General features: G+C 39.8%; 15 protein-coding genes. 4 read left to right on the top strand and 11 right to left on the bottom strand.

What is annotated here, in order from left to right:
* The coding region (locus E0W68_RS13305; protein WP_135219935.1) for a choice-of-anchor L domain-containing protein at positions 1–6,653 on the bottom strand (6,653 nt) is incomplete at its 3' end.
* Between the two features lie 246 nt (positions 6,654–6,899).
* On the opposite strand from E0W68_RS13305, the gene E0W68_RS13310 reads away from it, so the two are divergent.
* Complete coding sequence (locus tag E0W68_RS13310) at positions 6,900–7,799, top strand: NifU family protein (RefSeq protein ID WP_135219936.1); 900 nt, start codon at positions 6,900–6,902, stop codon at positions 7,797–7,799.
* Between the two features lie 150 nt (positions 7,800–7,949).
* Here E0W68_RS13310 and E0W68_RS13315 read toward each other — a convergent pair whose 3' ends face one another.
* The 5 genes from E0W68_RS13315 to E0W68_RS13335 form a co-directional block, all read right to left on the bottom strand.
* Complete coding sequence (locus tag E0W68_RS13315; RefSeq protein WP_135219937.1) at positions 7,950–8,849, bottom strand: pseudouridine synthase; 900 nt, start codon at positions 8,847–8,849, stop codon at positions 7,950–7,952.
* Positions 8,850–8,878: 29 nt separating this feature from the next.
* Entirely contained in the window at positions 8,879–9,799 is a 921-nt protein-coding gene (locus tag E0W68_RS13320; RefSeq protein WP_135219938.1) for a geranylgeranylglycerol-phosphate geranylgeranyltransferase, read from the bottom strand.
* 4 nt (positions 9,800–9,803) lie between these two features.
* Entirely contained in the window at positions 9,804–10,229 is a 426-nt protein-coding gene (locus tag E0W68_RS13325) for a hypothetical protein (protein WP_135219939.1), read from the bottom strand.
* Between the two features lie 135 nt (positions 10,230–10,364).
* The gene (locus tag E0W68_RS13330) at positions 10,365–11,303 is read right to left on the bottom strand and encodes a mevalonate kinase family protein (protein WP_135219940.1); all 939 of its coding nucleotides are present in this window, start codon (positions 11,301–11,303) and stop codon (positions 10,365–10,367) included.
* 49 nt (positions 11,304–11,352) lie between these two features.
* Positions 11,353–12,435, bottom strand: coding sequence for a diphosphomevalonate/mevalonate 3,5-bisphosphate decarboxylase family protein (locus E0W68_RS13335; protein ID WP_135219941.1), 1,083 nt, complete (start codon positions 12,433–12,435; stop codon positions 11,353–11,355).
* 77 nt (positions 12,436–12,512) lie between these two features.
* On the opposite strand from E0W68_RS13335, the gene E0W68_RS13340 reads away from it, so the two are divergent.
* Positions 12,513–12,989, top strand: coding sequence for a TspO/MBR family protein (locus E0W68_RS13340; protein ID WP_135219942.1), 477 nt, complete (start codon positions 12,513–12,515; stop codon positions 12,987–12,989).
* 333 nt (positions 12,990–13,322) lie between these two features.
* Here E0W68_RS13340 and E0W68_RS13345 read toward each other — a convergent pair whose 3' ends face one another.
* The 3 genes from E0W68_RS13345 to E0W68_RS13355 form a co-directional block, all read right to left on the bottom strand.
* On the bottom strand, positions 13,323–13,901 hold the full coding sequence (locus E0W68_RS13345) for a hypothetical protein (protein ID WP_135219943.1): 579 nt from the start codon (positions 13,899–13,901) through the stop codon (positions 13,323–13,325).
* A 70-nt stretch (positions 13,902–13,971) separates the two neighbouring features.
* Entirely contained in the window at positions 13,972–15,192 is a 1,221-nt protein-coding gene (locus E0W68_RS13350) for a BaiN/RdsA family NAD(P)/FAD-dependent oxidoreductase (protein ID WP_135219944.1), read from the bottom strand.
* Positions 15,189–15,905, bottom strand: coding sequence for a glycerophosphodiester phosphodiesterase (locus tag E0W68_RS13355; RefSeq protein WP_225990366.1), 717 nt, complete (start codon positions 15,903–15,905; stop codon positions 15,189–15,191). Before E0W68_RS13355 ends, E0W68_RS13350 begins: the two co-directional genes overlap by 4 nt.
* 532 nt (positions 15,906–16,437) lie before the next feature.
* Between E0W68_RS13355 and E0W68_RS13360 the strand changes: the two genes are divergently transcribed.
* Together E0W68_RS13360 and E0W68_RS13365 are read left to right on the top strand one after the other, a co-directional pair.
* On the top strand, positions 16,438–17,586 hold the full coding sequence (locus E0W68_RS13360) for a hypothetical protein (protein WP_135219945.1): 1,149 nt from the start codon (positions 16,438–16,440) through the stop codon (positions 17,584–17,586).
* Entirely contained in the window at positions 17,586–19,757 is a 2,172-nt protein-coding gene (locus E0W68_RS13365; protein WP_135219946.1) for a S8 family serine peptidase, read from the top strand. The genes E0W68_RS13360 and E0W68_RS13365 overlap by 1 nt, the downstream gene beginning before the upstream one ends.
* A gap of 81 nt (positions 19,758–19,838) precedes the next feature.
* Here E0W68_RS13365 and E0W68_RS13370 read toward each other — a convergent pair whose 3' ends face one another.
* Both E0W68_RS13370 and E0W68_RS13375 read right to left on the bottom strand, forming a co-directional pair.
* Positions 19,839–20,990 carry a T9SS type A sorting domain-containing protein gene (locus E0W68_RS13370; RefSeq protein WP_135219947.1) on the bottom strand — a complete coding sequence of 384 codons (1,152 nt, stop codon included), beginning with the start codon at positions 20,988–20,990 and terminating at the stop codon, positions 19,839–19,841.
* An 82-nt stretch (positions 20,991–21,072) separates the two neighbouring features.
* Positions 21,073–22,509, bottom strand: a complete 1,437-nt coding sequence (locus tag E0W68_RS13375; RefSeq protein ID WP_135219948.1) for an alpha-amylase family glycosyl hydrolase — start codon at positions 22,507–22,509, stop codon at positions 21,073–21,075.
* Between the last annotated feature and the right edge of the window lie 2 nt (positions 22,510–22,511).

Raw genomic sequence — 22,511 nt, forward strand, 5'->3', positions numbered from 1 at the left:
TCTTGTTCATCGCCCGGGTTGTTGATGTCGCACAGGGTGTAGGGTGCGGGGTTGTTGACTACGGGCAGCGGGTTGACAATGAGTTCCAGCGGCACGATGTCGTAACAGCCGGTGGCGTTGTTGGTTACGCGTACGTAGATAGTGGCGCTGGGGCTGCTGTAGTTGGCCGGGGTGTTTATCGGGGTGAGTCCCAGTTGGGCACTTGCCATGGTTTGGTAGTAGCTTACGCTGTATTGTGCGGGATTCATGCCATTGAGTACTTCTTCGTCTTTTGTTGTAAGGTCGAAGGTGGCGATGCCGTCGGTATCGTTGGTGCCGTTATCGCACAGGGCGTAGTCCTGGGGTATGGCGGCTACGGGTACGGGGTGTACGATGAGTTGCAGGGTAACGATATCGAAACACTGGGTTTGGGTGGATTGTACGCGGATGTACAGGGTTTGGATGCCGTTACTGCTCAGGGCTTCTACGTTGGTGTAGTTGCCGGTGTTGGGTATGGGGTTGGCCGAGTAGGTGGCGTCGTCCTGGGTTTCGTGGATGGTGACATTGACATTGCCCAGGGTATTGCTGATGTTTTGCAGTACGGGGTCAAGGTTGAAGGTGGCTACGTTGTCGTTGTTGAAGTCGCATTCTTCCAGCGGGGCTTGCTCGGGGGCTATGGGTGCCGGGATGACTTGGAGTTCTACGGGTACGATGGTGTAGCATCCGGTTAGTTCATCGGCTACACGGGCATAGATGGTGCTTGTGGGCGCGGTGAACGGGGTGGTGATATAGTCGTCTGAGCCGGCTTGGGCTGAGGTTGGGTTGTCGTAGTAGCTGATGGTGTATCCGGAGGCGCCAAGGGTGATCTGGGCGTCTATCTCAATGGTGTCGAACTGACCTTCGCCGGGGATTTCTTCACAGGCGTAGAAGGGCTCCAGGGCGGGGTTGGTTTCGGGTAGTGGGTGAACGATGAGATTGAAGCTGCTCACGCTGCGGCATCCGAAGGTGTTGATGGCGGCGGCCCAAATGGTTTGGGGGGTGCCGCTGTTGGTGTAGGTGCCCGGATTGGTGATGGGGTTGGTGTCTGCCTGGGCGTCTTCCTGGGTTGGGTAGTACTGGGCTATTACATCGGGATCGCCTTGGGTGACTTCCTGGTCTTTGGTGGTCAGATCGAATTCTTCTTCTCCCGTATTACCGGTGTAGTCGCATTGCTCGTAGTCCGAAATAGAAGGGACTGCGGGTTCTTGGAATATTGTTACTGTAAAACTGCCTTCATCAGTACAGTTATTTGGTATAGTACCTGATTCGGCATATACATATATTACTTGAGTACTTGTTATAACGCTTCCTTCGGACAACATTGTTCCGGTACCGCCAGAACCTGTATAGTAGTTACCCACAGGTAATAACGGAAGTATGTAATCGTCTGCTGCACAGGCAGATGCGTCCGCGGGAACTTCAACTACAGGTGTCGGGGTTATGGTAATATCAAAAGAGGTAATACCGTAACATTCAGGGTTAAGGGCATTGGTTAAACGCACATATAGTGTTGTTGTTCCTGTAGCAGCAATGTAGGTTTCCGGATTGGTGATTTCGTTTGCATCATCTTCCGCGTTTTCAAGTGTTAAATAATAATCTACTATATAATCATTAGGGTCTGATCCGTCAAGAACAGCACCGTCTAAAGATGTTAAGTCAAATAGTTGATCGCCACTATTATCGGTATCACATAATTGTATATTGCCGGGATTAACAGGCGTTGGAGCGGGATTTACTATAAGCTCTAACGGGATGTATGTAATACAGGTTTGATCCGGAGCGTTATCTTGTATTACCCTGAAATAAACTGTTTGGTTTTGAGTTTCATCTGTATCGTATATAGGATAAGTGAGCGGGTTAACATTTGCTTCCGCATCCGCTTGTGTTGGGTGCATTGTAATTAACAAATCAAGATTTGGCGATGCATTTGTTATTTCGGTTACCTGATCTGTTAGGTCGAAAGTAGCTATATCATCAGGATCTTCTAATTCACAAATAGAAACTGGTTCCAAATCTACCATAGTAGGCATGAACGACACTATAATATCGAATGGTGTTATGGCAAATGCATCAGGATCATTGTTATCCTGAACCCTTACATATAGTGTTTGTGTGTTATTTACAAAATTTATCGGAGTTGTAGTATAGTTTGAAGGATCGGCAATAAACTCGCTTCCGTCTTGTGCTCCTATAAGGGTTTCGTGATAAGTAACTGTATATTCGGCAGGGTCTAATAATGTACTTAGTATGTTACTGTTTTCCGCTACAAGGTTAAATGTTTCCTGTGAGTCGTGCGGTGCTGCTTTACACAAAAATATGTCCTGTGGTTGTGTAAGTACATAAAGCTCGAAAGAGGTTATAGTAACACAGTAACTTGCATCATTGTTTATTGTGGCATATATGGTTTGACCATCTGTACCCGGATATTCATACGGAGGAAATATGGCTATGGCTTCGTCTGTACCTAATCCTTCAGGAGAGTCAAAATATTGCATGTAGTAGAATTCTGAGTTTGGCACTCCACTAAGTACCAGTTCGTCATTTTCTGTAAGGTCAAACAAGACAGGGTCTATACCGTTAGAAAAGAATAATAGGTCTGCCGGTTCATTGTATTCCACTTCAGGTATTACTTCTACTAATATTTCGTCTGTAAGCTGGCAATCAGGATCTGAAACGAAAGATGCCAACACTGTATATCTTCCGGCTTCTGTAACTGTAATAGAAGTTGCATCTACAGGGTTATTCTCATCATCAAGGATGGTTTCTCCTTCGTACTGCCATTGGTATATAAAGTTTGGATTTTCTGAAGCTACACTTAGTTCATATTCATCGCCTTCGCAAAGTGCTGTTCCGCTAACGAGTGTTAAATCTTCAGGTAACTCCGGCTGACCGATATCAAAACTACCTGCTGCAATAAATACGGCAGAGTCAAAAGCAGTATCGTTATAATCGCCTATTGCCAGTTTTATTTTATAGGTATGTCCTGCAACAACATCTGATGATGCTGTCATTACTACTGTTTGTCCCAACATATTAATAGCTGAGTTTGCAGGGTTTGCAGGGTTGTACTGACCAAAGTAAGTAACATTTGCCGAAGGGCAACCGGCATTATATAATGAGTTCCTAATGTTGGTTACTGATACCGGTATAGTAGTACCCGGTATAACGGCAAGGTTAACGTTGGTAACACTACCATCAGTTAAATCGGTCAGCAGGAATGCAAATACATCACTAAATCCACACTGGTATGTACCGTACTCATTAGAAGCAAAAAGGAAATCAAAACTCATGGTGTCCGTAAGCGGCACGAAGTTAAACTGTAGGTAAGTTACGTCATTAATTGTACCAAAATTACCGTTTGCCTGGCTTACTGCTAACAGCTCTGCGTCCCCTATACCTGATGCTACAGATGATGTAACGGGTGCATTATATTTTCCTTCACTAAGCTCGGCATTACCACAACGTAAGATGATACCGTCTTGTATTGGGAAATTGGAGTTATTTCCTTCAAAATAGCCTATACCAAAGTTTCCACCAATATTTCCTGCCGACCATGTGATGTTAGAAACATCCACACATTCTGCTTCTATAAGGATATCTTCTACCAGTTCTTCTACAGTATAAGCATATTTATCTACAGTAACAAAATCTTCTGCCAGCTCATTAGTATCGGTACACGTTGTGCATCCTGGCACAGGATCCGGCGTATCACTTTCTACTGTTACTGTGTTTACTAAATCAACAGTGTCATCATAATCCTCAGGCACAACAATGGTAACTATATATTCTAATGTTTCTCCTGCAGGAAGTACCGGTACTGAGGTAAGTAGTTCTCCCTCGCCACTGGTACCTTCTCCTTGCCAAAACAATATTTCAATATCATACGGGATAGGGTCATATACAACTACGTTGTAGGCATCACTCGGACCCGGATTTGTAACTGTTATAGTATATACTACATTTTGTCCTAAAATGAATGTATCCTGACCATCTGTTTTTAATGTAACAAGATTTGCCTGTGGATTTGGTGTAGCAGTATGGGTACAATCAGGGCAATCAGGTGTAGGGTCTGTTGTATCACTTGTTACTGTTACTTCATTAACTATATCAGTAGTCTGGTCAAAGTTGCTTGGCACAGGTATAGTAAACTGATAGGTTACTGTGGTATTAGGCAGCATTGTAGCTATCACATCGTTAAGGTCGCCGGTGCCGGTTGTACCATTACCATACCAGGTTGCATCGGCAGCCGTAAGTCCGGCAGGAACTATATCCTGAACCGTAACATTGGTTGCTGCGCCCGGTCCTTGGTTTGTAACTGTTATGGTATATACAGCATCTGCTCCTGCAGTGTAGGTATCGCCTGATGCCAGTGTTTTTGTTATTAAAAGATCGGCATCTGCTGTTGCACTGTAATCCGTATCAATACATTCGTCACAAGTAGTATCAGGATCGGTAGTGTCTGATGTAACTGTTGTTTCACTTGTCAGTACATCTGTATATCCTACAGGAACATCAAGGCTGATGGTATAGGTAACTGTTTCGCCAACGGCAAGTGTAGGGATGGTATCATCCAAAGCAACATCTGTGCCTGATGAACCGTTGCTTCCTGTCCAAGAAAAAGATGTTATGTCGGTAGGGATAGCATTTTGTACCACCACGTTTTGAGCTTCTGTAGGACCGTTATTAGTAACAGTAACGGTATATGTTGCTGTTGTTCCTTCGGTATAAACCTCCTGATTATTGGTATTAACCACAACAATATCAGCCGAAAGTTCTTGGGTATCAATATCTGTACAATCTGTACATGAAGTATCAGGGTCGTTATCGCTTGTTACTACAGCCTCGGTTACAAGATTGCCACTAAAGCTATCAGGAACAACAAGGGTAACTGAATAAATAATACTCTCCCCTGAGTTAAGGGTAGGCGTTATCACGTCAAGCGGCACATTGTCTCCGTCAACACCATTACTTGCTGTCCATGAATATTCTGATATTCCATTCGGTATATCATATACCACATGAACATTTTGTGCTGTTGCGGGACCATTATTAGTTACTGTTACCAGATATATCACTTCAGTCGCTGCTGTATAGGTAGCCTGGCTATCTGTATTTGTAACAACCAAGTCCGCTTCGGTTCCCGGGCTGTAATCGGTGTCACTACACTGTACGCAGGCAGTATCAGGATCATCCGTATTACTGGTTACAACAGCTTGTACTGTTAACGAAGGGTCGTTATAAGCAACAGGCACATCAAGTGTAATGGTATAAACCACACTTTCTCCTGCTGCCATAGTAGCTATAACATCCTGCAAAGCTACATCTGTACCTGATGAACCATTATCACCCGTCCATGAAAAGGATGTTATACCCGCAGGGATGGCAACATCTACTGTAACGTTGTCTGCCGTAGCAGGACCATTATTTGTAACTGTAACTGTATATACAGGCGTTGAACCTGCGGTATAAGTTCCTTGTCCGTTAGTAACTATTGTTTCAATATCCGCTACAACCGAAGAAGTATCAACATCCGTACATTGCGGACAAGAAACGTCAGGATCTGTACTGCCTGTTGTTACAGAGGCTTCGCTAACAAGATTGCCTGTATAAGCTACAGGTACATCAAGCGTAATAGTATAAGTTACTATTTCACCGACAGCGAGTGTACTGATAACATCAGATAAATCGCCTGTACCTGATGAACCATTATCGCCCGTCCATGAAAAAGATGTTATACCTGCCGGCATAACATTACTTACTATTATATTATTAGCTGTTTGAGGCCCAACGTTACTTACTGTAAGGGTATAAACAGATTGTGTACCCGGAGTGTAATATTGTTGGTTGTTAGTATTTACCACTACCACATTTGCCACCGGCGGTAAGTCTGTATCGGTACATGTTGTACATGCCGGATTAGGATCTGTATAAGAACCTGTGGCACTTACTGTGCTGGTAAGTGACCCTGTATAAAAGGCAGGTACATCCAGCGTTACGGTATAGGTTACTACCTGACCTATGGGCAGGTTTTCTAAACTATTCGAAAGATTGACGTTTGTACCTGAACTACCGTTACTTCCTGTCCATGAAAAAGATGTTATTCCGGATGGAATAGCATTCAATACATTTATTTCAGATGCTACTTCAGGTCCGTTGTTTACTACAGTTATGGCATAAACAGACTGACCTCCCAGTATATAATTATCCTGATTATCAGAAATCATTATTTCAATATCTGATTGGGTATTGTAAGTAACTTCTATTTCAGGAAGGGTATTGTTATTACCAAAACTTCCCGGTATTTTTATATTTATGGTATAAGTAACCGTTTCATTTACTCCTAATACAGGAATAGTATTGTTTAAGGCTACATTTGTACCTGTAGAGCCGTTAGTACCTTCCCACCAAAAGCGTGTAATGCCGGCGGTAATCACTATACCTGGGGGTATAGGATAAAAGACATTTACATTTTGCGCAGGGTCAGGACCATTATTGGTTACCATTACGGAGAATGTAAGGGTTTGACCCGCAGTATATTCATAATCCGGATTAGTATTGAAAACAACAATTTCAGACTGCGCTCGCAGTCCTATTGCTCCCAAAACCAATAGTAGTGTTAGTAGTAATTTTTTCATATAGCGAATTTTTAATGTACAAATGTTTAATACAAAAATAAAATTTTATTAAATAAAAGTTATATATACAGAACCTCAAATATAAATATTCGGCAACACTTTAGATGTTAATTTCAGAAAAATCACAAATTCTTTCGTAATTTTTAAAAATAATAACTTTTTTATCTATAATAACAACTGAATATACAATATCCCTACCTTCGATTTAGATTTTTTTTAGCTTAATTTTGTGGAAAAATAATATCCATGGAAAAAATCAACATACGCCCTACGCAAAACCCTGCAATAGTGAAATTTGAGTTTAGTAACTTTATTGCTAAGGGAAATAATTATGAATATAAAAACATTGACGATACGGCAAACTCGCCTTTGGCAAAGCAATTATTCTATTTACCATTCGTAAAATCGGTATATATATCGGGTAATTTTATAGGTATCGAAAAGTACTCCATTGTAGAATGGGAGGATGTACAGGAAGATGTTGCCGAACAAATAGAGGAGTTTGTAAACAACGGAGGGATTATAATTACCGAAGACACCGAAGTAAAGAAAAAACTGCCTGTAACTATATATGTAGAAAGCACGCCTAACCCTGCGGTAATGAAATTTGTTTATAACAAGCTGCTTACCAAAGTTCCTGCCGAGTTTAAAAACATTGATGAAACAGCCGCTTCGCCACTGGCACGCGAGCTGTTTAAACTACCTTTTGTAAAAGAAGTTTTTATAGACGAAAATTACATTTCGGTTTCTAAGTACAGCGTTGCGGAATGGAATGATATAACTTCCGAAATACGAGCATTTATAAAGAAGTTTATTGAAGAAGGCAATACCGTAATAGACGAATCGCTTATACAGCAAACACCTGAAGCTGAAAAGCAGAAAGAGGCTTATTTTGATACTCTTGATGTAACGTCACAACGTATTATAAATATACTGGAAGAATATGTAAAACCCGCAGTAGCCGGCGATGGAGGCAACATTGCCTTTGATTCGTATGACGAAAAAGAAAAACGTGTAAAGGTAATATTGCAAGGAGCTTGCAGTGGATGCCCCTCCTCTACCTTTACCTTAAAAAGCGGTATAGAAAATATGCTGAAAGATATGCTTAATGATAATGACATTCAGGTAGAGGCTTTGAATGCTTAAACCAAAAAAAAGGAGTTGTCTCAAAAGTGTCATTCTGAGCGCAATGCAATGGAGTGAAGAATCTCAATTGTTTGATAAACAAGAGATTCTTCCTTCGTCAGAATGACAAAAATGCTTGTTTAAGCACTTTTGATACAGCCCCTTTTTGTGTTATATATTTTTTAGGTTGATAACCTCTTGTTCGGTTAAAAAGCGCCAGTTGCCACGTGGCAGATTTTTCTTGGTAAGCCCCGCATAGGAAACGCGATCTACCTTTATCACATCATATTTAAAGCTTTCAAAAATAGCGCGCACTACTCTTACATTTTGTGTGCGGAGTTTTATGCCTATTTCTGTTTTAGGTTCGTTCTCAATATAACTTACCTCATCTATAAACAGTCGGTGTCCGTCAAGGGTTACACCCTGACTCATTTTTTCCAAGTCTTCAAACTTCAGGTTTCTGTCTAATGACACCTGATATATTTTGAACGACTTTTGGTTTGGTAACGAAAACTTACGAATCATATCGGCATCGTTAGTAAATATCAAAAGCCCGGTTGTGTTTTTATCCATCCTGCCTATGGGTTGCAGCTTTGCTTTGGTAGCACTTCGCACAAGCTCCATAACATTTCGCAAATCTCTTTCTTCATCCCCTGCCGTACTAAAATTCTTTGGCTTGTTCAGTAACAGGTATTCTTTCTTTTCGGGCATTATGGTAGCCCCGTCAAACTCCACCTTATCGGTAAGCTTTACTTTATGACCCATTTCGGTTATTACCTCTCCGTTTACCTTTACATTTCCTGATTGTATATAGATATCGGCATCTCTGCGCGAACACATGCCTGAGTTGGCAATATATTTATTAAGTCGCAACTCATCAGGATTAGAAGGCGCTTTAGGTTTAGGTGCGGGTGCAGCCTCTTTTTTTACAAAAGGTTTCTTGCCTTGCAGCGGTTTACTTGCCGCCGGTCTGCGTGTGCTGTTACTTCCAGTTCCTTTAGGTCTTCCCGGTTTCTTTCTGTCATTACCTCCTCTGCCTGAGGTATTTCCTCTGCTGCTATTGTTACTCATCTGCTATTATAATTTTTGCAAAGATAGTATTAAATAACCGATAATAGTTTCCTGCCATGTACTAATACTGAAGGCTCTATGAGCACTATGGAAAATACACCTGTTACAATAAGCAATTTCAGTATATTGTGCAATTGCAAATATTGCCGTTGGGTTTCGGCTTTCCATAGCTGTATCAGGAAATATATTATAACAATCATACCGGTATAAAAGTAAATATCCATGTAGCCCACATCATACACATCAATAAGCAGATAAACAGGTATGAGCGTAAAAAACGTAAGCAGGGTAATAATCTGTTTAGAAACTTTTTCGCCAAACATTACAGGTATTGTGCGATAATTGTTGGCAAGGTCGCCGGTAAGGTTCTCAAGATCCTTAATCAGTTCACGGGTTAGGATAAGCAGGTATAAAAAGGTAGCATGGGCAAAAATAACTTCATAAAAATTCTTGAAATACATGAGTATCCCAAAAAAGGGAAGTACGGCAAGGAATGCAGCAGTAAGATTGCCTACAACCGGATACTTCTTGAGCTTGTGCGAATAAAACCATATCAGGAAAATATAAGCTGAAAAGAACAACACCGCCCGCCATGAAATTAAAAAAGCGAGTAGTGTTACTATCAGGTTGAGCGAAAAATAAACCTGTAGTTTTGTTTTCTGGCTTACCAGCCTGTCGAGCATCGATTTTTTAGGGCGATTGATAAGGTCTTTCTGGGCATCATAAAAGTTATTAATAATATAACCCGAAGCAATGGTTAGCGATGAGGCAAGCACTATGATAAACAGATTAATATCCAATATAACATCCAAAGCCCTGCTCTCTTTATCTAATATAAATATAGCCGAGAGGTATTGTGCTAAGGCAATAACGGGAATATTATAGCCACGCACTACAGAAAACAGGCTTAGCACCTTCATAAAGGTTAATCGTGTTTTCCTTGATGCCATAGTTTTAGTTTGTTTTATGCTTTAACTCCCCCTTTGTCATCATTATTGTAATATTTATAAAAATAAATACTACAATATTTAAAGCCACCTGTAAAACAGTAGTGAGAATACTTTCAGATACAGATCCGGGAAAGTAATCCTTATGAAAAGCAGTAACCATACTGAACAACCATTGCGAAGGCACAATGAGCAGTAATACGGAAAAAGTTATAAGAGCAGCCTTATTAGTACGCAACTTTTTTATCCAGAATACCTGAGATAACAATAAGTAGATGAATGGCTGAAAAAGCAGGTAAAACAGGTAGTCTTTATACTGCACATTAAAATGCTCATACGATGTCCCGTTAAAGTACAAAAAATAAGCGTCTTTTGCAGCAAGTATAAAATAGATTATACCCGAAAACAACAATAGTTTTATAGCTGTTACCATAAAAGTTTCTTTTAGCAAAACCCACTGTTCTCTTTTTGTTTTTATTAAAACAAGTACGGGTATAACAAAACCGAAGCCCACAAAAATGGACTTCAGTAAAATATTTAATATTTCGGTAATACTATTCACAGGCTCTTAAAACTGATAAACCACTTCCAGTTTATGCCCTTTTAATGCCTCTTTTGCCTTTTGGATATCTTGGGTAAAGCCCAGTATGTAACCGCCACCGCCGGAACCGCAAAGTTTCAGGTAGTAATCGTTCGTTTCGATACCTTTTTGCCACAGCTCATGGAACTGTTCCGGTATCATTGGCTTAAAGTTGTTCAACACAACTTTAGATAATTTTTTGGTATTCGCAAATAATGATTTGAAATCGCCATGCAAAAAGTTATCTACACAAGCATCGGTATATTTTACAAATTGTTTTTTAAGCATATCCCGGAAACCTTGCTCTTTCAGGTTTTCCATAAATATAGATACCATAGGGGCAGTTTCGCCCACAATACCACTATCCAGCAAAAACACCGCGCCCTTACCATCGGCTATCTGGCTTGGTATGCCCGTAGCCTCTATATTATCCTGCGAGTTGATAAGAATAGGAATACTCAGGTAACTGTTAAGCGGGTCGAGCCCTGAACTTTTACCATGGAAAAACGATTCCATTTGAGCAAATATCTTTTTAAGCTCCAACAGTTTTTCGCGGGTAAGGTTTTCAAGAACTGTTATTTTGTTATTGGCATAGCGGTCGTATATAGCGGCCACAAGCGCACCGCTACTGCCTACCCCATATCCTTGCGGAATGGTAGAATCGAAGTACATACCCTCTTCTATATGCTGATTTAGAGCGTTAAGATCAAAAGTTACCAGTTCAGGTTGTTCGTTTTGCAATGTTTCAAGATAACTTACAAAACGTTTTAAATTGGCATTTGATTTTATTGCTTCTTCAGATGTGTTAACATCTCTCTTAAGCGCACCGTTATAAAAGTTATACGGAATAGATAATCCTTTGGAATCCTTAATAATTCCGTACTCTCCGAAGAGTAGTATTTTTGAGTAAAACAAGGGTCCTTTCATTGAGGATAATTTTTATTAAAGATAATCAAAAAACAGGATATACTAAAATTTAATATTTTGTTGCTCCTGTTCCGATTATATCGCAAATGTACTGACTGTTTTGACAGAATGCAACTAATTCATTCTTAATAAATTCCAAAACTTTATCTTTTGCATTTTCGGGATACAGCACATGCACATTAGCACCCGCATCGAGCGTAAAACAAACCGGTATCCCCGTAGCTGCCCTGTATGTCCATATCTTGTTTATAATTTCGAGCGTGTTGGGTTTCATCAATATAAAATAGGGCATAGATGTCATCATCATGGCATGCAGCGTTAGCGCCTCACTCTCTACTACCGCTATAAATGTTGTCGTATCGCCATTGATTAAGGCTTCTTTTATTTTAGACAAATTATCATGTGCCTGTGCAAAACGTTGCTGTGCAAACGGATGCCCGTGCATAAGATCGTGCCCCACAGTGCTGGAAACCTGTTTTTCGCCCTTATCTACCAGTAAAATAGTATCTTGATAATTGGTAAAGTTTTCATGTATCATATATGGAAAAGTAATCCCGTACAGATTGGAACTTTCGGAAAAATCATTATGCTCTCCCCAAACCACAATATTACCTTTCACACTCCTGCACGCGCTGCCACTACCCAGCCTTGCCAGGAAAGATGCTTTTTTATAAAAATAATCATCGGTCATTTCAGGGTTAAGCAGCCTTTCGAGGCTCATAAAGTTCATAGCCAACGCTGCCATGCCCGAAGCGGATGACGCTATACCGGAACTGTGCGGAAAGGTGTTTTGGGTATCTATCGTAAAATGATACTCTTTCAAAAAAGGCAAGTAAATAACTATTCGCTCTAAAAACTTTTCGATTTTAGGGCGGAAACTTTCTTTAGGCTGCCCTTCAAAAAACAAATCGAAAGAAAAGTTTTGGCTGTTATCCTTTTTTTCAAAAGCAAGTTTTGTAATGGTCTTACAGTTATTCAGTGTAAAGCTAACAGATGGGTTTGCAGGGATTTGGTTTTCCTTTTTACCCCAGTATTTTACCAATGCAATGTTACTGGGTGCGCTCCATTCAAAACTTCCTTTATCAGCGGTATGAGTATAACCTGTAGGGATAAAAACCTTTTCGGAAAGCATATCTTAAAATTTATGCAAATATAGTTTTTTGTGAATACATGAGTATTTAGTTTAGTAATTTTGGTAAAAAGTAAATAATGCATCGTATTCTGAAAATCGTTATCATGGTAGTTACCTGCGTTGCGGTAGGCTACCTGTCGGGCGAAGTAACCCGCGAAAGCGTAACAACGTGGTATCCTACTCTAGAAAAACCGTCATTCAATCCACCCAACTGGTTGTTTGCCCCTGTGTGGGGCTTATTGTATGTAATGATAGGTGTTGCGGCAGGACTGGTATGGGCAAAAATTGACGACCAAAAAGAGGTGGTTAAAAAAGGGCTTTCTTTCTTTGCCATACAGCTTGGGCTAAACGCATTGTGGTCGTACTTGTTTTTCGGGTTGCACAACCCGCTCTTGGCACTTATCGAAATAGCCCTGCTTTGGCTGATGATATACGAAACCTTTATACAGTTTAATAAAGTAAGTAAAACAGCAGGCTACCTGTTTATCCCCTACTTGCTTTGGGTGTCATTTGCAATGGTGCTCAATACGTGTATATGGTGGTTAAACAGGTAGCGTGTGTTTTTATAAACAAGTCCGTTTTAAGCAATAGTACTTTGCTCGCGTTTCCATTTTTTATAATACATTTTTTTTATTGTGGCGGCAAGGTCTTTAAAGTCAAGGTAAATCCAGTAACTCAATAATAAAATTAAATTTTTCATAAGCAATCTTTTTAATTCGTCATTCCATATATAATAGATACTATATATGTAAAACAGTTGCGTCAGGGATTTTATTTTAACACAAAGTAATTTTTACATTTAAAATTGAATTGTAAAAAAGGCAGCCCCAATATTGGGGCTGACTCAAACATATAACACTATCCTAAACGTATCAATTAGTAAATAACTAATTTTTTAATATTACATACCAGTCCCATTCTGCAGGATTACCTATTCCTACACTCGGAGTGTATAAAAATAAATTCACTTTTGCATCAGGGTTTTCCTTGCGGTATTCTTTTACAAGTTGCAGGTTATCAATAGCGTCCCAAATAGCATCGTAGTCTATTTCTTCAGGATAATAACTATACTCATCATACTCTACCAACTCAAAATCTTCGGCTGTCGGCATAACAGCAGGTTCTGCCACTGTTGCAAAAGCATCAGTACCATTAAGCGCTTCGGGGTAGGTCATTTGTCCCGTTCCGTTCCAAACAATAGTACCGGCAAAAATGGTATCATTAACCTGTTCGTATTTTAACGTTATATCCCCAAAATCGCCTGGCGAATTGTAGTCAGTAGTCAGGGTAAAACCATCGGCATCCGGAAAAACCAGTTCTTTACCGCCTTCAAATACATTGGTTTCCAAATCTACCTTGAGTAGTAATACTTTGTTCTGTGTTTCGTTTTGCAGAGGGCTTCCTGAGTCGTCAGAACATGCCATGAAAGACAATGCCAGACCGAGTAATAAAATAATTTTTTTCATAATGCACTTTTTTTGATTTGTTAGTTTATGATATAGATGCTAAAAATTCAAAAAAGTTGCGTTAAAATTTTTATTTTTTGCTAATTACAGACTCAGCCACTATAAAACCTCCCGTCCAGGCATTTTGAAAGTTAAAACCTCCGGTAATAGCATCTATATTGAGTATTTCGCCCGCAAAGTATAAATCTTCGACGATTTTGCTTTCCATAGTTTTAAAATTCACTTCTTTAAGCTCAATACCGCCTGCGGTAACAAACTCTTCTTTAAATGTGCTTTTTCCGTTTACCTGAAATTCTCCGCATACTAACTGATTGGCAAGCTCATTAAGCTGCTTCCCCGAAAGGTCTGCCCATCGTATGGTATCATTAATTCCGGAAGCAGCAACAAGATTTTCCCATAATCGGTTAGGAAAATCAAAAGGCGATTTTTTAGCCACAAGCTTTTTAGCCTGTTCCTGTTTTAAGTCTTTCAAAGTATCAATACACTCGTCAACAGTAACATCATTAAGCCAGTTAACCTGTAAAGTAAACTGATAATTTTTTTCGGCAAGCTCCCGCGCTCCCCAAGCCGAAAGGCGCAGTATGCCGGGACCGCTCATCCCCCAATGAGTTATTAATAAGGGATCCGAAGCTTCCAGCTTACTGCCTTTTACTTTAACAGATGTATGTGCCGAAACTCCCATCAGGTCTTTTATCCTGCTGTCTTTTATATTAAAAGTGAATAACGAAGGTACAGGCGGCACTATAGTATGCCCTAATTCCTCCATCATTTGCCACATTTTTGGGTTACTGCCCGTAGCCATTACAAGCGTTTCGCACACATAATTTTCGTTTTGGGTTTCTATTTTCCAGTGCTCTTTCGCCTTATAAACAGTTTGTATACTCTGCCCTGTTACAACTTGTATTCGTAACTTTTTTACGGCCTCCTGAAAACAATCTATAATGGTTTGCGAGCTATCTGTAACAGGAAACATCCGCCCGTCTTCTTCTATTTTCAATTCCACACCATGTCGCTCAAACCACTCGATAGTATCGCCACTGCAAAAGCGGTTAAAAGGTCCTCGCAGTTCTTTTTCGCCTCGCGGATAAAACTTTACTAAATCATTCGGAATAAAACAGGCATGAGTAACATTACAACGCCCTCCACCGGATATGCGGACTTTGCTAAGCACCTCTTTACCGCGCTCTAATATGGCAATTTTTATATCGGGGTTAGCCTCGGCAATATTAATAGCGGTAAAAAAACCTGCTGCCCCGCCTCCTGCTATTATTACATCAAAACTCTTGCTCATAACCGTTCGGGATAATCAGATATAATGCCATCAACGCCATAACTTTTCACGCGGGCTATATCTTCAGGTTCGTTTACCGTCCAGGTATAAATTTTAAATCCTGCCTCGCGGGCATGCTCTACATTGGTTTCGGTAAGCAGGGAATAATGCGGGTGTATGGCTTTTGCCGAAAACTCCACAGCCCATTCCCATGCCTGTGCCACACTGGCCTGGGTAAGTATGCCAAGAGGCACATCGGGGTTTAGTTGGCTCATCTGTTTCAACTCTTCATACTGAAAGCTGGAAACTATAATATCGTTATATGCAAAACGTTTATCTTCTGTATATTTTTCTAATAACTCGGCAAGAGGCTTTGCTGTATGCCTGCCTTTCATTTCTATATTAATAAAACATCTGCCCTGCAAAAATGCTAACACTTCCTCCAGTGTAGCTATGGTATATTGGTCTTCCACTTGTAAGGCTTTCAGCTCTGCAAGCGATAGTTGATGTACTTCTCCACTGCCATTGGTAGTCCTGTCCACCGTAAAATCGTGGAATACGACAAGTTCGCCTGTAGCGCATACATGCACATCCAGCTCCACTGCCTTAGCACCCAAATCAAGTGCTTTTTCAAATGATGCCAATGTGTTTTCGGCTATATGCCCTTTTGCACCGCGATGGCCTATTTTAAGCATTTCTGACATTCTTTGGTTTTTCACAAAGATAAACTTCATTATGTAATTATTTTTTTAATTGTTTAACATTCATATTTAAAAAAAGTTTAATTTTATAAAACCAATATAACCAACTAATTACAATGAAACTACACCTTTTATGGTCGGAAATATTATTTTCCGGAATCATCTGTTTATCGCAAACAGTTGCAGAAAAAGCAAAAATTGCCTAAACCTACAACCGGGAGTATTTAAAACGCCTTGCAGACCGACTAAAGAAACAAGCCGATAAAGAAAAATCCGAATCACTTAGACTAATGCTTATTATCGAAAATAAATATAGCATTAGCGAATTAATTAGGGCTAAAAACTTCTATTCTATCTATTATTAAACTGCCAATGGAACATATTGAAAGGATATACTCACAAAAAAAGACGCAAGCAAAAAGTGTACTGTAGATGTAAGCTGCTGGCAAAAGGCGTATATATTGTAATTACAGAAACTAAAAACGAAAATATTTTTTATAAAAAATTAATTATCGAATAATAATCTTTCTTTACATTTTAACAACCAATCTAATAATCAATTATTATGAAAACAAAACATTTTTTTACTATGTTACTTACAGCAGGAATTTTCACTGTTGCATATTCTCAAACCCACATTTTAGGATCTAATGCTACCAGCGTTGGTTTAAATGCAGGGGTAATGGGAAATACCGGGAGTACCTTCTTTGGATACTATGCTGGAAAAAGCACTATATCTACCAATAATACCTTTATAGGCGCTAATTCAGGATACTCTAATACTAGTGGCACGAGAAACACCTTTATAGGTGAGAATGCAGGGTATAACAGCAATGGAAGTCTTAATGTTTTTGTAGGAGGTAGTGCCGGACTTGCCAATACAAGTGGATATCAAAATGTATTTGTTGGTGGTTACGGCGTTGGACTTAGCAATACTTCAGGATATCAAAACGTATTTATAGGAACAAGTGCAGGTGGAGGAAATACTACCGGATCTTACAACACATATATCGGACAGGCTACTGCTACGGGATATGCCTCAACTGGTTCATATAATGTTGCTTTAGGCTATGGGGCAGGAAGTAATAATAATGGTTCCAATAATGTCTTTATCGGAAAAAATGCAGGTAGTATATATGGCGGCGGACCCGGCTTTTCAGGAACTACCTATAGCGACCAGCTTTTTATTGATAACTCCAGCACACAAACTCCGCTTATCAGAGGCGACTTTGCTGCAAACACCTTAGTCTTTAACGGAAGGGTAGGTATTACTAATGAAGCCCTTGCTGACCAAGCTAATCTTTTCCCTACTACTGCCGGCGGGGTAAATGTAAACAGTTATCAACTATTTGTAAAAGGAGGTATCTTAACAGAAGAAATAAGAGTTAATTTAAAATCTCCCTCTAACTGGGCAGACTATGTATTTGAAGAAAATTATACGCTGCTCTCTCTTGAAGAAGTTGAATGTTTTATTCAGGAAAACGGTCATCTGCCTAATGTACCTTCTGCCGTGACATTAAGTCGTGACGGACTTAACCTTGGCGAAATAGCAAAAATACAGCAGGAAAAAATTGAAGAGCTTACCCTGTATATTATAGAGCAAAACAAAAGACTTAAAGTACAGGAAGAAAAACTGAACCAGTTAGCACAGCAACAAAAAGAAATAGATGAGTTAAAAGCATTTGTTTCCGAATTAAAAAATAAAGAGAAGTAATGAAACATCTAACTTTTTACATCTGTTTACTTTTTTCCCTGTCAGGATACACTCAAACATCTCAGGAGATTACAAGAATACTGAGCCATTACGACATTCCAAGTTTAGAAACTTTACGAGACTCATTAAAAACCGAAAACGTAACGAAAAGAGAGTATGCATTGGAACAGGCTACCCTAAACGGCTGGCCCGTAAAATATCAAAACCCTGATGGAACGTGGAGTCAATTAGCGGAAGTTCAGGATAGCATCCCAATATATTTTATACTGGATAATGCTAATGCGGTTATTGCCACGAGAACTAATCATCTTAATTCGGGAGGCAGCCTGCAACTGCAGCTTGACGGCTTTGAAATGCGGGCTTATGTATGGGACGGCGGAGCTGTGCGCACTACACATCAGGAACTTACAAACAGGGTTTCCTATGGCGATACGCCCGACGCAGGTATTGTGACTAATAATGACCATGCAACCCATGTGACAGGAACTATAGCCGCCCAAGGGGTTGTAGCAAGTGCCAAAGGAATGGCATCAGAAGCAGAGGTAATAACTTATGACTGGCATGACGACGACTCAGAAGTAACGGATGCAATTATAAATGGAGGGATGCTCATATCGAATCACTCTTATGGATTAGGTAATCCGCTTAATATTGATGATGCAATATTTGGAGCTTATACTATGGAGTCCCGCGTATGGGACGTAATTATGTATCAGGCTCCCTATTATTTAATGGTTACTTCTGCAGGCAACAATGGCGCTAATTCTACTGCAAATGGTAACCCTATGTATGGCGAAAGTGGTTATGATAAACTAATAAATTTTAAAACGACTAAGAACAATTTGGTTGTTGCCAACGCTCATGAACCTGTTCTTGATGATGAAGGAAATTTTATAAGTGCTACTATAGCTTCATCGAGCAGCCAAGGCCCAACAAATGATTTAAGAATTAAGCCGGATATAACTGCAAACGGATGGACTTTATATTCTTCAATTTCTACGGGAGACAGTAACTATGGCACAAAAACAGGGACATCAATGGCATCTCCAAACACAACAGGTTCATTACTGTTGCTACAGGAGTACAACCGCGATCTTCATGACGAATTTATGCGTGCCGCTACTCTAAAAGGGTTAGTACTACATACAGCTGATGATTTTCTGGAAGACGGTCCCGACCCTGTTTCAGGATGGGGATATCTTAATACCAAAAGAGCCGCCGAAACCATGAGATATAACAGTACCCATACAATTATCGAAGAAAATACGCTTAATGAATATGATACTTATTCTTTTATCGTAGCTGCTGATGGCATTAACGATTTGCAAGCTTCTATATCATGGACAGACAAATGGGGTTCTCCGCAAACAGCAGCCAATGCCAATACTACATCGGCAAGACTTATTAACGACCTGGATATAAGGATAACTCAAGGTATAAACACATACTATCCTTATAAACTTACTTATAATACCGGTACATCCTCATTCGAAGCTATACAGGCTGATAATACAAAAGATCCTTATGAGCGTATTGACGTTCCTGGTGCCCAAGGGCTTTATACTATAACCGTAAGCCACAAAAACTCGCTGTATAGCAATGTGCAACAGTATAGCCTTATTGTAACAGGTATTATTTTGTGTACTGCCACTGCTAATGATATTCTTATTACAACTCCGCTTACCGCTTCTATAGAGCCTGTTCACGAACATGCATATTTAAGCTTAAAAGCTTCAAATGTAATAAACAACGGTGCCGATGCGGAATACATGGCTGGGCAGTATGTAGTTATGACCGATGGTTTTCATGCAGATTCAGGTTCATTATACCATGCCCTTATCGGGCGTTGCGAAGGTACTTTTGAACCTTCTTTCGGAGCAAGACCCGCCCTGTTAGAGGATGAAAGTACTGTTACAGAAGCAATTATTAAAGAAAAAAAGCTGCTTATTTATCCTAACCCTGCATCAGAAACAGTGACTGTTGAGCTTACTAAAGGTTTTATTAAAAACATTACAATATATAGTATTGACGGAAGAATGGTAGCAGATAAAAAAGATGGTATAAGTAATATTGCTGAACTATCAATAAGCCATTTGGAAAAAGGGATTTATATTATATCTGCTCAAACTGATGAGAGAGATACTTTAACCCAAAAACTTATTGTTGAATAGGTAAATTTTATCAGAAAACATCATTAAAATCAAAAAGCCCAAGCATTAAACTTGGGCTTTTACAGGATATAACTATGTTTTTTATTTTTTAACTACTTTAATAGTTTGTACAGAAGCTCCTGAGTAAATTCTTGTAAAGTAAATACCCGCCGCCAAAGCATCAGCATTAACAGTAACCTGAGATGCTGCAAATGTGTTTGCATATACCACTTTACCGGTAACATCTATAACTTCAACATTATTTATAATAACGCTGCCTGCATCAAAATTCCATACGGTGTTTGATGGGTTAGGATATACTTTTATACTGCTATTTGAAAAATCTGCTACACTGGCAGTAACCTCGTCAAAGTTATATGCACCTGTAACCCTGTTAAAAGTTACATCATACGTTCCTGCAGCAATAGGAATATTTGGCGCACCGCCGGCTGTAGAACCAATACCTGATGGAAAATCTGTACTGCCCCAACCCGGATTCCAGTCGTAATTCAACCTGAATTTACCCTCGCCTCCTGCAGAAGTAAGCGTATAGGTATAATTCTCTCCATCTGTTGTAGCCATTTCGATATCTGTAGTCCAATCAACAACCCCGTCACCTATCATGCTTATAACGACAAAATCAAAACTGTATGCTTTGGTATCAAGGTTGAACGAAATGTTATAACTGTTAGCCAAAACAGGTATTTGCTGACCTTCTACTGCTGTACCTGTAGGAAAACCTGAACTTCCCCAACTTGTAGTACCATCTACAGAAAAAGCAACGTTACCTGCCTCAAGTGCTACATTATTGGCAGTATAAGTAACTCCATCGGTAGTAAACATTTCGACATCCATAGCATCTATTACAAGAGCAACCTCACTAAATCCGGGAGCAGTAAAACTATAAACCCCTGTATCTTTATTAAAAGTTACATTATACGTCCCATTAACGGCAGGAATATTCGGACCTTCAAGGGATGCTGTACCTGAAGGAAACCCACTGCCACCCCAGTTTATTGCCCAGGCATCATCTTTCCTGAATTTAACTCCCGGAGTTACTTCCTCAGGATTTTCTGGATATGTAATTACCACATCATTTAATGTGTAAATAATACCATCGGTAGTCACCATGTCTGTGTCTGAGTCCCAACCTGTAACGGTAGAACCACCCAATAATCCGATGTTGTCAAACTGCGCAAACGTTATAGTTGTGCAGGCAAGCATCGCTACTAAAAAAAGTAATCTTTTCATCATGTAAAAAAGTTTTGGTTAATAAATAAAGTTTAAAAAAAGTAAAAAATAACCCCTATGCCTAAGCACAGGGGGTTAACTGTTATTATTCTGTCAGTATATAATATTGCCAAGCTGCAAATTGATGTTTTTGCTCTTTATTTAGGGTTACTTTCTCTCCCGTCATGTAATTGGTAAAAGTACCGTTTACAGGCAGTGTAAACGTTTTTGGCGATTTAGAAAGGTTGGCTATATACCAAGCCTTTTTGCCGTCTTTCGCTCTTTCAAAAGCAATGATATTTACATCATCCGATGTTTTAATACGATTGTAAGCCGCAGGGTTTTCACCTCCGTTAAGGGCTGCATTTTCATTTTTAAGTTTACCCAACTTTTCATATACCGCATACATTTTTTTCTTCTCTTTCGGGATACTGTCTTTTTCAAAGAATTTAAGGCGACGATCAACATCATACTCCTGCCCTGTATAGATTAACGGCATACCCTGAACCATATAACTAAATGCTGCGAAAGTCTCTGCGCTCTCCCTAAGTCTTTGTATTGCGCTGTCATTCCATGCATTTTCATCATGATTACTGGTAAAGTTCATCATTATATCGCCCTTGTCATACATACTGTCTTTTTTTACCATATAAGCATCAATATCCTTAACCGTTTTATGTCCTTTGGCAACATCATTCATAATGTGGTGTAAATCCCAACCGTAGCCCATATCAAATATTCCTTTAAAAAGGTAAGGCTTGTTCGATTCCATTAACATGAACAGGGGCTTTACTTCTTCCAACTTTGGTATGGTATATTCCCAAAACTCAGTAGGTACATTATCCGCCACATCACAACGGAAACCATCAAGATTATGCTCCTTTATCCAAAAAAGCATTTCGTTTTTCATAGGCTCATAAAGCGCTTTGCTCTCATAGCTTAAGTGTGCCACATCTGTCCAGCCCCAGCTTTCGCCCGTTGCAGGGTTAATTGGGTCGGTCACTTCACCTTTATTATTCTTGTAATAATATTCAGGATGCTCGGTAATCCATTTATGATCCCACCCTGTGTGGTTAGGCACCCAATCCAGTATTACATACATACCGTTATCATGGGCTGTTTTTACCAGATTATCCAAATCTTCCATCGAGCCCATATCCGGGTTCACGGCAGTATAATCAGTAATGGCATAGTAGCTGCCCAAATACTTTTCTTTCTCTTTCGGGTCTTTAATATCCTCTATAGAAAGGTCGCCTGTTGCCTTTCTGTTTTTCATGGAAATAGGGTAAATCGGCATCAGCCATATTACTTTTACGCCCAACTCTTTCAGTTGCGGAATATCTTTGGTAAAAGCATTAAAAGTACCTTCGGGCGAGTAGTGACGGATATTGGCTTCATAAATAACGCTGTTTTCCATCATTGCCGGGCTTACGGGCGCAAGCTCCTCCGCCTGAGCCACCTCGGCGGTTTCCTGTTCTTTTTTGTCGTCTTTACAGCTAATGAAGGCTGTTAACAATATTCCTAATAAAATTGTTTTTTTCATTT

It is taken from the genome of Flavobacterium salilacus subsp. salilacus (assembly GCF_004634195.1).
Lineage (GTDB): Bacteria > Bacteroidota > Bacteroidia > Flavobacteriales > Flavobacteriaceae > Flavobacterium > Flavobacterium salilacus.